We start from the raw sequence: 13,445 nt of genomic DNA, 5'->3' as shown, positions 1-13,445 counted from the left end.
CTGAAGGAGAAGCACATGAGTCGCAAGGTGTATGTCGCGGGCGTGGGAATGATTCCGTTCAAGAAGCCGGGTGCAAGCGAGACGTACGACGTGATGGGCGAAATCGCGATCCGCGATGCGCTCGCCGACGCCGGCCTCGACTTCAAGGCCATCCAGCAGGCTTACGCGGGCTATGTGTACGGCGATTCGACGTGCGGCCAGAAAGCGCTTTATCGCGTCGGCATGACGGGCATTCCGGTCATCAACGTCAACAACAACTGCGCGACGGGTTCGTCGGCGCTCTGGCTTGCGCGCCAGGCCGTGGAAAGCGGCGCGGTCGATTGCGCGCTCGCCTTCGGCTTCGAATTCATGCAGCCGGGACCGCTGCTGCCGAAATGGCCGGATCGCGCGGCGGCGCTCGAGCGTGCGATCAGCCTGACGAACGAACTCGTCGACAACACCGAAGTGCCCACGGCGATTCGCCAGTTCGCGGGCGCGGGCCAGGCGCACATGCGCAAGTACGGCACGAAGCTCGAAACGTTCGCCCGCATTCGCGCGAAGGCGAGCGAGCACGCGGCACGCAATCCGCTCGCGGTGTTCCGCAACGTCGTGACGACCGAAGACGTGATGAACGCGCCGATGCTCTGGGAAGGCGTGCTCACGCGCCTGATGGCCTGCCCGCCGACATGCGGCGGCGCGGCGGCGATCGTCGTGTCCGAGGCCTTCGCGCGCAAGCACGGCCTGCGCACCGACGTGCTGATCGCCGGCCAGTCGCTCGCCACCGATCTGCCGAGCACGTACGAAGCGCGCGACATGATCCGCGTCGTCGGCTTCGACATCACGCGCAACGCGGCGCAGCAGGCATACGAGCAGGCGGGCGTCGGTCCCGAAGACATCGACGTGATCGAACTGCACGACTGCTTCGCGCAGAACGAACTGCTGACCTACGAAGGACTCGGCCTGTGCAAGGAAGGCGAAGGCGAGCGCCTCGTCATGGATGGCGACAACACCTACGGCGGCAAATGGGTGACGAATCCGTCGGGCGGCCTGCTTTCCAAGGGGCATCCGCTCGGCGCGACGGGTCTCGCGCAATGCTACGAGCTGACGCATCAGTTGCGCGGCACGGCCGGCGACCGTCAGGTCAAGGACGCGAAGATCGCATTGCAGCACAACCTCGGGCTGGGCGGCGCGGGCGTCGTCACCATCTACAAGAAGACTGCGTAATGGCGATCGACAAACAACACATCGGCATGAAGTTGCCGGTCTATTCCGCGACGGCGGACGCGTGGCGTCTGCGCTTCTTCGCGAAGGCGATCGGCGAAACCAATCCGGTCTACTTCGACGAAGCCGCCGCTCACGACGCCGGTTATCCGGCGCTGCCGCTGCCGCCGACGTTCCTGTTCTCGCTCGAATTCGAGCAGCCGTCGACGGCGTGGCGCGAGGCGATCGGCATCGTCTCGTCGCGCATCCTCCACGGCGAGCAGTCGTTCACGTATCACCGCATGGCGTATGCGGGCGACGTGCTGCGCTTCGAGAGCCGCATCGCCGATATCTACGACAAGAAGAACGGCGCGCTGTGGTTCATCGTGCGCGAGACGCGTGTCACGAACCAGCGCGGCGAGCACGTTGCCGATCTGCGCAGCGTCGTCGTTCAGCGATAAGCGGGGAAATGCGAATGAGCACCATCAATTTCGATTCGATCCAGATCGGCGACAGCTTGCCGCCGCTCACCCTTCCGCCCGTCGACCGCACGATGCTCGCGCTGTTCGCGGGCGCATCGGGCGATCACAACGCCATTCACATCGACACCGACTATGCGCGGCGCGCCCGCGTGCCGGACGTGTTCGCGCACGGCATGTTGTCGATGGCCTGGCTCGGCCGGCTGTTGACGTCGTGGGTGGAGCAACGGCAGCTTCGTGCGTTCGGCGTGCGCTTTGTCGGCATCACGCAGCTCGGGCATGTCGTGACGTGCACGGGCAAGGTCACCGAAAAATTCGAAGCCGACGGCGAACGCCGCGTGCGGCTCGAGATCCAGACCGTCAATCAATATGGCGAACCGCGCGTGCTCGGCGACGCGGTGATCGCGCTCTGACTTCAATCATCAGGAAGACATCATGGGAAAGCTCGAAGGCAAAGTGGCATTGGTAACCGGCTCGGGACGCGGCATCGGTCAGGCGATCGCGATGAAGCTCGCGAGCGAAGGCGCGCGCCTCGTCATCAACGATCTCGATGCCGAACCCGCGCAGGAAACCGTGGAACTGCTGCGCAAGCAAGGCACGGAAGCGGTGGCGTGTGTCGGTAACGTGTCCGCGCCGGATTTTGCGGACCGGTTCATCGGCACGGCGATAAATTCGTTCAAGGGCATCGACATCATCGTGAATAACGCCGGTTTCACCTGGGACGACGTCGTGCAGAAGATGACCGACGAGCAATGGTACGCGGTGCTCGATTGCCATCTGACCGCGCCGTTTCGCATCCTGCGCGCCGCGTATCCGCACATCAAGGCGCTGCACGCCGCCGACAAGGAAGCCGGACGCGACAATTACCGCAAGATCGTGAACATTTCGTCGACGTCCGCGCTGAACGGTAACGCCGGTCAGATGAACTACTCGTCGGCGAAAGCGGGCGTGATCGGGATGACGCGCGCGCTGGCGCGCGAATGGGGCCGCTTCAACGTGAACGTCAACGCCGTGGCTTTCGGGCTCATCCATACGCGCATGACCGTGAGCACGGAGCAGGCGCAGACCGTGAAGATCGACGGGCGCGACATCCGTGTCGGCCTCAACGCCGACATGCTGAAGACGCACGCACAGCGCAATCCGCTCGGTCGTGGCGGCACGCCGGAAGAAGCCGCGGGCGGCGTTTATCTGTTCTGCTCGCCCGAGTCGAATTACATTACCGGCCAGACGGTGGCGGTTGCGGGCAACTTGCAGTAGAGCGATCGATTTTCCCTGGAGTGGCTGCTTCTCTTTGGCACGTTCGGATAGAGCCGAACGTGCCTTTTTGCTTTTTATCGCCATGGGAACGCGATAAGTTTTCGAAGTCCATAATTGACCGCCTTCGCGTCAGCCCGGTCATTAATTCGTGAATAGCAGGAGAACTGAAGTATTAAGTTCTTGTTGAAACAAGATATAACAGGGAAAATCTGCTGAATTGAACCATGCACCGGTTTGGCAATAGTCAATGACCCTGATGCGTGCATGCGATGCACCAAGTAGAATCCCTAAGCCGTTCTACTGAAAAAGGTCTCGAAGCTGGGACTGACAATACATGCAAGCACCGCCAAAAATCAGTGTCCTGCTGCCCGTGTACAAAGTCGAGCCGTACGTTGAAGAATGCCTCGACTCGCTATTGTCACAAACCTCCACCGACTTTGAGATTATTGCCGTCGACGACAGCAGTCCTGATCGATCCGGCGAAATGACTTCACGCATTCTGGAAAAGCAAAACAGAATATCGTGGAAACTCATCAAGAATCTCAAGAACAAAGGACTGGCCGAAACCCGCAAAATCGCCGCAATGGCGGCGCGTGGCGAATACGTTTTGTGCGTCGACAGTGACGATCACATTCATCACGACACCATTCGCCGTGTCATCCAGGAAGCCGACAAGCACAATGCAGACGTCGTGGTCTTCGCCGCCGAAAATCTGACGCCGGATGGCAAGGTCAATTACCGCATCGAGACGGGCGACGCCGTTATCAGCGGCGTGCAGGCGGTCGAGAAAATCCTCGATTTGTCCTTGCAGGCGTATTGCTGCAACAAACTCGTGCGCCGTTCGATTTTTCTCGCCGTGGAACATCCGACCGGACTGATTTACGAGGATATCGTCGTCTCGGTCCAGACGCTCGGGAAGTCGAAAATCGTGCGGCTGATGCCCGATACCTTGTACGCGTATATGTATCGGGAAGCGGGAATTTCGACGCGCTTCAATCCGAGGATCGTGGATCTCTTTGCGATTGTCGATCGCGTGGAGAGACTCACGGCGTCGATGCCTATACCGAATTACCGGCGTCTGCTGTTCCGGTTGAAGTACATCTATGCGTATCGCACAATTGCGTTTCAGGCGGCGATGAAGGCGCCGACTTACGGTTCCGCGAAGCCGATTCTACGCAGCGTGTCAGAAAAGTTGCGCATGGCGCATTTGCTCGGCATGTATTCGGACAGTCGGCCGAAGCTGTCGATCGTCATGGCGATGCTGAAGATTCATCCGTGGATTTTCTATTGCTTCGTCCGGCGATTCGGACAAAGGTAATCCTGCCACAGCGGCCGCGCCCCATGCGGCCGCTCGTCCCGCCGGTCAGTCTTCCGCGTTGAATCCCAATCCGCTCGCGCGCAAACGCGTCAGTTCCGCGTCGTTCAACCCCCAATCCCGAAGTGCATCGCGCCCGCCTTCGCCGCGTTGCGGCGCGGGGCGCGAGATCGCGGATGGCGTCGCGGAAAAGCGCGGCGCGGGCGCGGGCTGTACGACGCCATCGAACTCGACGAAGCTTCCGCGCGCCCGATGATGCGCGTGCGCCGGCGCTTCCGAGAAGCCGAGCACGGGCGCGACGCACGCATCGCTGCCATCGAACACGCGGCACCATTCGTCGCGCGTGCGCTCGGCAAAAGCCGCCGTGAACCGCGCCTTCAGCACGGGCCATCCGGCGCGATCGTGCTGCGCTGGCAAACCCACATCGGCGAGCCCGAGCTTCTGCAGCAGTTCCGCATAGAAGCGCGCCTCCACTGCACCGACCGACATGTAATGCCCGTCGCGGGTGCGATAGCTGTCGTACCACGGCGTGCCGCCATCGAGCAGATTGCTTTCGCGCGTCTCGCGCCAGTTGCCCGATGCGATCAAGCCCCAGACGGTCGTGCCGAGTTGCGCGGCGCCTTCGATCATCGCGGCATCGACGACCTGACCCGCGCCGCCGCGCTGCACGTTGAGAAGCGCCGCCACGACGCCGAGCGCGAGCAGCATGCCGCCGCCGCCATAATCGCCGACGAGGTTGAGCGGCGGCACCGGCGCTTCGCCCGCGCGGCCGATTCCCGACAGCACGCCCGACAACGCGACGTAGTTCAGATCGTGCCCGGCGCTTTGCGCGAGCGGCCCCGTCTGTCCCCAACCGGTCATGCGTCCGTAGACGAGCTTCGAATTGCGCGCGAGCGCGGCGTCTGGGCCGAGGCCGAGACGCTCCATCGTGCCCGGACGGAATCCTTCGATGACGACATCCGCCTTCGACATCAGTTCGAGCGCGGCATCGGCCGATTCGCGCTTTTTCAGATCGAGCGTGCCCGAGCGCCGGCCGCGCCCTGTCAGATTCTTGTGCTTGCCGCTGACCTTCGGACCGAGATCGCCGGGCGCGACGGCCCGATCGATACGCAGCACGTCCGCGCCCATATCGGCGAGCAACATGCAGCCGAACGGCGCAGGACCGATCGCCTCGAATTCCAGAACCTTTATCCCGCTCAATACGCCCATGACTCCCCGCCTCCGCATTTAGAAGTTTTGCAATCTTGCCAGTAGGCCAGACGCGCGAACGCGCCGCGCCACCCGCTTCGGGTAGACTGCGCTGACATTCCTCCGCGCTGCGTCAGCGAATCCGATGCTCACACTTTCCCCACTCGACACCGCCATGCTCAACGGCGATTTCGGCGATGGCCTCGCGCTCGCGATGCGTATCGTCGCGGCGACGGCGCGCGTCATGGATGCCGATGCGCTCATCGATATCTCGGGCGCGCATATCGACGGCTGTCTGTATCACGGCGCGGCGAGTCTCGATTTCGTCGAGCGCTTCGTCGCGAGCGGCGCGAAGGTCGCCGTGCCGACCACGCTCAATGTCGGCTCGCTCGATCTCATTCACCCGGAACTCTTTCACGGCGACGCCGGTATCGCGAGCGCGGGCAAGCGGCTCATGCAGGCGCATCTCGAGCTCGGATGCGAAGCCAGCTTCACCTGCGCGCCGTATCAATTGAAGCATCGTCCGAAGCTGGGCGATCAGATCGCGTGGGCCGAATCGAATGCGATCGTTTTCGCGAACTCCGTGCTCGGCGCGCGCACGAGCCGTTACGGCGATTTCCTCGATCTCGCCGCCGCCATCACCGCGCGCGTGCCGGACGCGGGCCTGCATGTGACGGCGAATCGCGCGGCGCGCATCGTGATCGCCGCGCCCGATCTGCGCGCGTCGCCGCATCGCGATGCCGATTTCGCCGCGCTCGGCTTTCTGCTCGGCGGCATTGCCGGCGCGACGGTCGCCGCGATCACCGGCCTGCCCGGCGACACCACCGAAGACGAACTCAAAGCGCTAGGCGCGGCGGCGGCATCGAGCGGATCGGTGGCGCTGTTCCATGCGGTCGGCATCACGCCGGAAGCCGCCACGCTCGATGCCGCGCTTCAGGGCCGCGCGCCCGAACGCACGATTGCCGTCAGCGCAGCCGATCTTCACGACGTGCGCGCGCGTTGGTCGCACGCGAAACCCGGCGATGCGCTCGCCGCGGTGAGCCTCGGCACGCCGCACTTTTCCGTCGATGAATTTCGCACGCTTGCCGCGCTCATGGGGCGTCACGACGGCGCGCCGCGCTGCGATATCTACGTGAACACGAGCCGCTTCGTGCTGTGGCAACTCGAGGAAGAAGGCATTGCGCAGAAGCTCGCGGCACGCGGCGTGCAGATCGTCGTCGATACCTGCACGTACATCACGCCGGTGATGAAGCAGGTGAGCGGCCTCGTGATGACCAACTCGGGCAAATGGGCGCATTACGCGCCGGCGAATATCGGCGTGACGGTCGCGTTCGGCAGCATGAGCGAATGCGTGCGATCGGCGTTCGAAGGAAAGGTGTGCATCGATGAACACGTTTGAGGCCGTCACGCTCGTTCCGGGCCACGCGCGCGCGTCGGGAATCGCGTTGCCGCCGCTCAGCTTCTGGGGCGGTTACGACGCTGAGCGCGGCCTGATCGTCGATGCGACGCATCCCGGTCACGGCCAAAGTCTCGCGTCGCGCATTCTCGTGATGCCGCGTGCGCGCGGATCGAGTTCGAGCAGCAGCGTGCTCGCCGAAGCGTTGCGCAACGGCACCGGGCCCGCGGGCATCGTGCTCGCGGAGCGCGATCTGATTCTGTCGATCGGCGCGATCGTCGCGAACGAACTCTATGCGTCGAACGTGCCCGTCGTGATGGTCGATGAAACCGCGTTCGCGCACATCGCCGCCGCCGGCGATGCTCACATCGAAATCGATACGCGCGATGCGGCGAGCGTGCGGCTCGTCCTCAACCCTGACGCGACATGATCGTCTCCACGACCGAGATGATCTGCTGCGCCGCCGTCTTGACGTGCTGTTCCAGCAGCTTCGCGCCGAGCTTCGCATCGCGCTTCTTGCATGCGTCTATCAGGTTCATGTGCTCTTCGTGCGACTGCTCGCGGATCGGCACCTGCACCACCTGAAAGCGGAAATAGCGGTCGCTGCGATCGTGCAGCACGCGCAGCATCTGCAATGTGATGTCGCGCCGCGCCGGCAGATAAAGCGTCTCGTGCAGACGCCAGTTCAACTGGCCCCAGACGCCCGAATCGGCGGTATCCATTTCGGCGACGAGCTTCTCGGCTTTCGCGATCTCGGCATCGGTGATATGCGGGATCGCCTGCGAAAAGAGCCACGGCTCCAGCCGAATGCGGATTTCGAACGTCTCCTGCACTTCTTCGATCGACAGCTCCGCGACATACGCGCCCTTGTGCGGCACCTTCGTCAGCAACCCTTCTCCGGTAAGCCGCGTGATCGCTTCGCGGATCGGCACGCGGCTCACGCCGAGTTCATCGGCGAGCGCTTCCTGGCGCAGCACTTCGCCCGGCGCGAGATCGCCCGACAGAATGCGTTGCCGGATCGCGGTCGTGACGAGTTCGACCGTCGTCGTGCGCACGATCCTGTGCGTGGAGTCGCTCTCTTTTCGAAGGGATTTGGCGGCGACCGGAGACATGTTTTATCGGCTTAGGCGTGAAGGTGCGGCATCGTAACACGCGTGTTCACAGCAACTTCTCGCGTACCCACGCACCGTTTTTCATCACGCCCGCGATGCGCTCGCCCTGCCCTGTCAGCACGCGAATATCCTTCAGCGGATCGCCATCGACGACGAGCAAATCCGCGTACGCGCCCGCCGCGACGACGCCGAGCTTGCCCTTCATGTTGACGATCTCCGCGCCGATGGCCGTCGCCTGACGAATCGCCTCGAAGGCGCCGACGATATTCGCGCGTATCGACAACTCATCGCTCTGATACTGATGCATGTCGCCGAGCAGATCGCTCCCGAGGCCGATCTTCACGCCGCGTTCGTGCAGCATCGCGAGCGCTTCGAGACCGCGCTTGCGCACCGATTCATTCTTGTCGAGCGTGTCTTGCGCGAGGCCCATTTGCGCGCCGACCTTTGACATCGCGTCATAGGTGACGAGCGTCGGCACCGCGTAGGCGCCGTGTTCGGCCATCACGCGCGCGGCATCTTCATCGATCAGATTGCCGTGCTCGATCGTGCGCACGCCGAGCTTCACGACACGCGCAATCGCCTTCGCGGTGTACGCATGCGCCATCACATACGTCTGATGCGATTCCGCTTCTTCGACGGCGGCCTTCACTTCGTCGACGGAGAATTGCAGATTGCCGATGGGATCGGTCGGCGAAGCCACGCCGCCCGACGCCATGATCTTGATGTGATTCGCACCCGCGCGCATCTCCTCGCGCACGGCCTTGCGCATTTCGTCGACGCCGTCGACCACGCGCCCGATCGCGCCCATGTTGCGATTGCAGCCGCACGGGTCCGGATCGGCGTTGTCGAAGCGCTCGCGAAAATCGCCGTGGCCGCCCGTCTGCGAAAGCGCCTTGCCCGCGACGAACAAGCGCGGCCCCGCGATCACGCCGTCTTCGATCGCGCGCGACAGCGCATAGTCCGCGCCGCCCGCATCGCGCACGGTCGTGAAGCCGCGATCGAGCATGCCCGCGAGGATCGGCACGGCGCGCAGCACGGCGAACGTGTTCGGCAGACGGCTGTTGTTGCCGAGATGCGCGACCGATGCAATGACATGCACATGGCAATCGATCATGCCGGGCATCACCGTCTTGCCGCCGACATCGATCACTTGCGCGCCGCTCGCCTCGACCGGTTCGCGCGTGACTTCGCGGATCGCATCGCCGTCGATGACGATGGAATAGCGGCCGTCGTCGCGTTCGTGGTCGGCGTCGAGCACGCGGGCGTTCTTCAGAATCAGCATGCGTTTTCTCCGTTATTTAAGCAGGAATCCGTGCGCGAGCGGATCGCGGTCATCGACGAAAATCGTGTTGTGGCCCGTCACGCGCGCCCATCCTTCGATGGCCGGCACGATCGCATCGTATTCGCCGACGCGCGCCGCTTCCATCGGCACGCCTTCGAACAAGGTGCCGATGATGCTTTCATGCACGAAGCGCTCGCCGATCTTCAACTGCCCTTTCGCGACACGCTGCGCCATGCGCGCCGACGTGCCCGTGCCGCACGGCGAGCGGTCGATGGCTTTGTCGCCGTAGAACACCGCGTTGCGCGCGCTCGCGCCTTCCACCGTCGGCTCGCCCGTCCACATGACGTGACTGAGGCCGCGTATCGCATCGCTTTCCGGATGCACGAACGCGTACTTTTCGTTCGCCTTCTGACGCAGGATCGGACTCAGACGCTGAATGTCCGATGGCTTCAGCGCGTGCAGCCCTTCGTAGTCGCGCTGCGGCTCGACGATCGCGTAGAAGTTGCCGCCATACGCGACATCGAAACGAATCTCGCCCAGGCCCTCGACGTCGACGGACAAGTCTTGCGAATGCAGAAACGAAGGCACGTTGACGAGCTGCACCGAATCGACATGCTCGCCGTTCATCCTGTAACGCGCGATCACGAGACCGGCGGGCGTGTCGAGCCGCAGCACGCCCGGCTCGCGCGGCCGCACGAGTCCGTTTTCGATGGCCGTCGTCACCGTGCCGATGGTGCCGTGCCCGCACATCGGCAGGCATCCGCTCACTTCGATGAAGAGAATCGCGAGATCGCAGTCGGCGCGCGTCGGCGGATAGAGAATGCTGCCGGACATCACTTCGTGGCCGCGCGGCTCGAACATGAGCGCGGTGCGTATCCAGTCGAACTCGCGCAGGAAGTGCGCGCGCCGTTCGATCATGTTCGCGCCTTCGAGCGGCGGCGCGCCGCCCGCGACGACGCGCACCGGATTGCCGCATGTGTGTCCGTCGATGCAGAAGAACGTCGATTTCATTGCGCGAGCGCCCGCACGTTGGCGATCGCCTTCTCGACGATCTCGATGGTCCGCTGCCGTTCCGCGCCTTCGAGCAAGAGGCGCGGCGCTTTCACGTACTCCGGATAACCCGCCGTGATGTTCTCCGCGAGCTTGATGTACTGCACGAGCTTGACGTGCGTGTCGAGATGGAACAAGTCGATCAACGCGCGATAGAGCGCGCGCGCCTTGTCGTATTCGCCGTTGACCGCGTAATTCAGCAGATCGACGGATTCCTTCGGCATCGCGTTGGCCATGCCGGAAACCCAGCCCTTCACGCCGAGCGCGACGGATTCCACGATCAGATCGTCGACGCCGCAGAACACGACGAAGCGGTCGCCGAAGCGCGCGTAGAGATCGGTGACGCGCGTCGTGTCGTAGGTCTCTTCCTTGATCGCGACGACGTTGGGTTCATCCGCGAGTTGCGCGAGCAAGTCCGGCCGCATGTCGACGCCATAGCCGCGCGGATTGTTGTAGATCATGAGCCCGAGCTTCGTCGAGCGCGCAATCGACCGATAGTATTCGACGGTCTCGCGATCGTCCGATCGATACGTGAGGCCCGGAAACACCATCAGCCCTTGCACGCCGATGGCTTCCGCGTCTTTCGCGAACTGCATCGCGTTGGCCGTGTTCAGTTCCGCCAGTCCCGAGATCACAGGCACGCGCCCGTTCACGGTTTCGACCGCGATCTTCAGCACCGTGCGCTTTTCCTCGGGCGTGAGCTGCGCGTTCTCGCCGACCATGCCCATCATCACGACGCCGCCGACGCCGTTGTCGATCAGACGGTTCAGGCCGTTCACGATAGCGTCACGATCGAGCGAGCCGTCCTGCTTGAGCTTCGTCGTCACGGCGGGGAATACGCCTTTCCAGTTCACTTGCATGTTTGCTCCTCCAATTTAGAAACGTGCGATCGAGTAAGGCGTGAGCGGCACGCGCGGCGTGCGTCCCGCGAGTACATCGGCGACGAGCGCGGCGGTCGTCGCCGATTGCGTGAGGCCGAGATGACCGTGCCCGAATGCATGGACGACCGATGGCATGCGCGGCGATGCGCCGATCACCGGCAGCGAGTCGGGCGTCGCGGGGCGATGGCCCATCCATTTCACGGCGTCCGTATCGTCGATGCCTTCGATGAAGCGCTTGCCCAGTTCGAGCAACGCGTCGCTGCGACGATAGTTCGGCGGCGCGTCGATGCCCGCGAACTCCGCCGCGCCGCCGATGCGCAAGCCAATATCGAGCGGCGTCGCCACGAACTTGCGCTCCGCGAAGATCACTTCGCGCGTCAGTGCGACGCCGTGCTTTGGCAGCGTCGCGTTGTAGCCGCGTTCGCTTTCGAGCAACACGCTATCGCCGATCGACCTCGCGAGCGCCGCCGACCATGCGCCCGCCGCGATCACGATGCGTCGTCCGTTGACGCGCGTGCCGTCGTCTAGCACGACGGATTCCGGCGCGTCGATGGCGCGCGCGATGCCCGTCACGAAGCGCGCGCCGAGCGCGCGCACGCGCTCGCGCAATAGCGTGACGATGCGGCGCGGATCGCCGATATGCGACCAGTCGTCGAGGAACACGCCATGCCTGAAGACCGGCGCGAGCGACGGCTCGCATTCGCGCACTTGCTGCGCGCTCAACGCGTGCCAGCGCGCGCCGAGTTCGCGCTTGAAGGACCATTCGGGCTGATCGGCGGCGAAGGCTTCATCGGTTTCATAGACCGTGAGCGCGCCCCGCCGATACAGCATCGCGCTTGCGCCGATATCGTCGAACATCGGCAGGATGTCGTCGTAGACGCGGTTGTTGAGCAGCGAAAGCGCATGCGAGATCGCCCGAAAGCGCGCCGGCTCGCTCGCGCGGCGAAACGCCATGAACCACGGCAGCGCCTTCGGCACATGCTTCCAGTCGAGCGCGAGCGGCCCGAGCGGGTCCATCAGCCATTTCGCGGCCTTCGTGAACATGCCGTGCACGGCGATCGGCGTGCTCTCCGTCACCGCGATGCCGCCCGCATTGCCGTGCGATGCGCGATCGCCTTCGAAATCGCGATCGACGAGCGTCACGCGCGCGCCCTCGCGCAGCGCGGCCCACGCGCACGCGAGTCCTACGATGCCCGCGCCGATCACGATGACGTCCGTCATGTCTTCACTCGCCACGTTGCGAACTCACGCGCGATTTGATGAGCTTGTCGTCGACGGCTTCGCACCATGTGTCGGCGAGCGTGAAGCCGGTCTGGAAGCGATCGGTCGGATCGACGCCGACCTGCGAGATCGCCGTGATCCACGCCTGTCCCGCGACGACGGGCACGACGGCGGGAACATCGCCCAGACGCGTCGTGGACTCGATGCGGCTTTCGAACACCGATCCGATGATCGACTCGTGCAGAAACGTCTCGCCGACATCGATCAGCCCTTTCGCGTGCATGACCGCGAGCCGCGCGGACGTGCCCGTGCCGCACGGCGAACGATCGCAGCGTCCCGGCGACACGATCACCGTGTTGCGCGATTTCAGCACGCCGTTCTCGCGCGAAATCGGGCCGACGAACTCGGTCATCGTGATGCCCTTGATGAGCGGATTGAGCGGATGCGGCGAAGGCAACTGCGCCGCCGCCGCGGCCTTGATGACTTGCCCCAGCTCGCACAGTTCGCGCGCTTCATCGGGCGTGATGCGAAAGCCGAGTTTCTCCGCATCGACGATCACATACGTCATGCCGCCATAGCCGACATCGACGGTCAAACTGCCGATGCCTTCGACCTCGATCGTCTTGTCGAGATGATTCGCGAACGCGGGCTGGTTCGTGAACTCGACCTTCGTGACCTTGCCGTTCGCGCACGAGCAGCGCAGATGGATGAGGCCCGCGGGCGCTTCGAGCACGAGTTCGGTGACGGGCTCGGTCATCGGCAAGATGCCGGTTTCGAGCAGCACGGTCGCGACGCACATCGTGTTCGAGCCGGACATCGCCGGATATTCGGTCGATTCCGCGATCACGTAGCCCATCTGCGCGCGCGGATCGGTCGCGGGCAAGATGAAGTTGACGGTCTGATTCGCCGAGCCGCGCGGCTCGAAGATGCAGATGCGCCGCAAGTCGTCGCGCACTTCTTCGAGGTGCATCATCTTGTCGAACATCGTGGCGCCGGGCACGTCGAAGACGCCGCCGGTCACGACATTGCCGACTTCGCCTTCGGCGTGGCAGTTCACTACGGTGAGCGTGCGATTCCAGCGCATG

14 protein-coding genes are annotated in these 13,445 nt (G+C 63.8%); 7 read left to right on the top strand and 7 right to left on the bottom strand.

Annotated elements, in window-relative coordinates:
- Positions 1 to 15: 15 nt before the first annotated feature.
- From NCS03_RS24065 to NCS03_RS24045, 5 genes are all read left to right on the top strand, one after another.
- The gene (locus NCS03_RS24065; protein WP_008347320.1) at positions 16 to 1,203 is read left to right on the top strand and encodes a lipid-transfer protein; all 1,188 of its coding nucleotides are present in this window, start codon (positions 16 to 18) and stop codon (positions 1,201 to 1,203) included.
- Positions 1,203 to 1,640 carry a MaoC family dehydratase N-terminal domain-containing protein gene (locus NCS03_RS24060; protein WP_008347319.1) on the top strand — a complete coding sequence of 146 codons (438 nt, stop codon included), beginning with the start codon at positions 1,203 to 1,205 and terminating at the stop codon, positions 1,638 to 1,640. Before NCS03_RS24065 ends, NCS03_RS24060 begins: the two co-directional genes overlap by 1 nt.
- 14 nt (positions 1,641 to 1,654) lie before the next feature.
- The gene (locus NCS03_RS24055; RefSeq protein WP_008347317.1) at positions 1,655 to 2,071 is read left to right on the top strand and encodes a MaoC family dehydratase; all 417 of its coding nucleotides are present in this window, start codon (positions 1,655 to 1,657) and stop codon (positions 2,069 to 2,071) included.
- A gap of 22 nt (positions 2,072 to 2,093) precedes the next feature.
- The gene (locus NCS03_RS24050; protein ID WP_250503492.1) at positions 2,094 to 2,915 is read left to right on the top strand and encodes an SDR family NAD(P)-dependent oxidoreductase; all 822 of its coding nucleotides are present in this window, start codon (positions 2,094 to 2,096) and stop codon (positions 2,913 to 2,915) included.
- 334 nt (positions 2,916 to 3,249) lie between these two features.
- Complete coding sequence (locus NCS03_RS24045) at positions 3,250 to 4,233, top strand: glycosyltransferase family 2 protein (protein ID WP_250529946.1); 984 nt, start codon at positions 3,250 to 3,252, stop codon at positions 4,231 to 4,233.
- Between the two features lie 45 nt (positions 4,234 to 4,278).
- Here the strand turns inward: NCS03_RS24045 and NCS03_RS24040 are convergent, their stop codons facing one another.
- Positions 4,279 to 5,439: a CaiB/BaiF CoA transferase family protein gene (locus NCS03_RS24040; protein ID WP_250529945.1), complete on the bottom strand. Its 1,161-nt coding sequence runs from the start codon at positions 5,437 to 5,439 to the stop codon at positions 4,279 to 4,281.
- Between the two features lie 124 nt (positions 5,440 to 5,563).
- On the opposite strand from NCS03_RS24040, the gene NCS03_RS24035 reads away from it, so the two are divergent.
- Both NCS03_RS24035 and NCS03_RS24030 read left to right on the top strand, forming a co-directional pair.
- Positions 5,564 to 6,817, top strand: a complete 1,254-nt coding sequence (locus NCS03_RS24035) for an aconitase X (protein ID WP_250529944.1) — start codon at positions 5,564 to 5,566, stop codon at positions 6,815 to 6,817.
- Positions 6,804 to 7,244 (top strand): aconitase X swivel domain-containing protein, encoded by a 441-nt coding sequence (locus NCS03_RS24030; RefSeq protein WP_250529943.1) that lies wholly within the window; start codon positions 6,804 to 6,806, stop codon positions 7,242 to 7,244. Before NCS03_RS24035 ends, NCS03_RS24030 begins: the two co-directional genes overlap by 14 nt.
- Here the strand turns inward: NCS03_RS24030 and NCS03_RS24025 are convergent.
- Genes NCS03_RS24025 through NCS03_RS24000 form a run of 6 tightly spaced genes read right to left on the bottom strand, consistent with a single transcriptional unit; the run spans position 7,225 to position 13,444 of the window.
- Positions 7,225 to 7,926 carry a GntR family transcriptional regulator gene (locus NCS03_RS24025; RefSeq protein ID WP_175982040.1) on the bottom strand — a complete coding sequence of 234 codons (702 nt, stop codon included), beginning with the start codon at positions 7,924 to 7,926 and terminating at the stop codon, positions 7,225 to 7,227. The genes NCS03_RS24030 and NCS03_RS24025 overlap by 20 nt on opposite strands.
- A 46-nt stretch (positions 7,927 to 7,972) precedes the next feature.
- Complete coding sequence (locus NCS03_RS24020) at positions 7,973 to 9,208, bottom strand: metal-dependent hydrolase family protein (protein ID WP_250441158.1); 1,236 nt, start codon at positions 9,206 to 9,208, stop codon at positions 7,973 to 7,975.
- A 12-nt stretch (positions 9,209 to 9,220) separates the two neighbouring features.
- Positions 9,221 to 10,219: a 4-hydroxyproline epimerase gene (locus NCS03_RS24015; RefSeq protein WP_250529942.1), complete on the bottom strand. Its 999-nt coding sequence runs from the start codon at positions 10,217 to 10,219 to the stop codon at positions 9,221 to 9,223.
- Positions 10,216 to 11,118 carry a dihydrodipicolinate synthase family protein gene (locus NCS03_RS24010; RefSeq protein ID WP_008347307.1) on the bottom strand — a complete coding sequence of 301 codons (903 nt, stop codon included), beginning with the start codon at positions 11,116 to 11,118 and terminating at the stop codon, positions 10,216 to 10,218. The genes NCS03_RS24015 and NCS03_RS24010 overlap by 4 nt, the downstream gene beginning before the upstream one ends.
- 15 nt (positions 11,119 to 11,133) lie before the next feature.
- Positions 11,134 to 12,360, bottom strand: coding sequence for an NAD(P)/FAD-dependent oxidoreductase (locus NCS03_RS24005; protein ID WP_250529941.1), 1,227 nt, complete (start codon positions 12,358 to 12,360; stop codon positions 11,134 to 11,136).
- Between the two features lie 4 nt (positions 12,361 to 12,364).
- Positions 12,365 to 13,444 carry a proline racemase family protein gene (locus NCS03_RS24000; RefSeq protein ID WP_175982046.1) on the bottom strand — a complete coding sequence of 360 codons (1,080 nt, stop codon included), beginning with the start codon at positions 13,442 to 13,444 and terminating at the stop codon, positions 12,365 to 12,367.
- Position 13,445: the final 1 nt, after the last annotated feature.

Source organism: Caballeronia sp. ATUFL_F1_KS4A, assembly GCF_023630905.1.
GTDB lineage: Bacteria > Pseudomonadota > Gammaproteobacteria > Burkholderiales > Burkholderiaceae > Caballeronia > Caballeronia zhejiangensis.
Note: the sequence above shows the minus strand (reverse complement) of the source record. Positions and strands in the feature narration are given on the sequence as shown.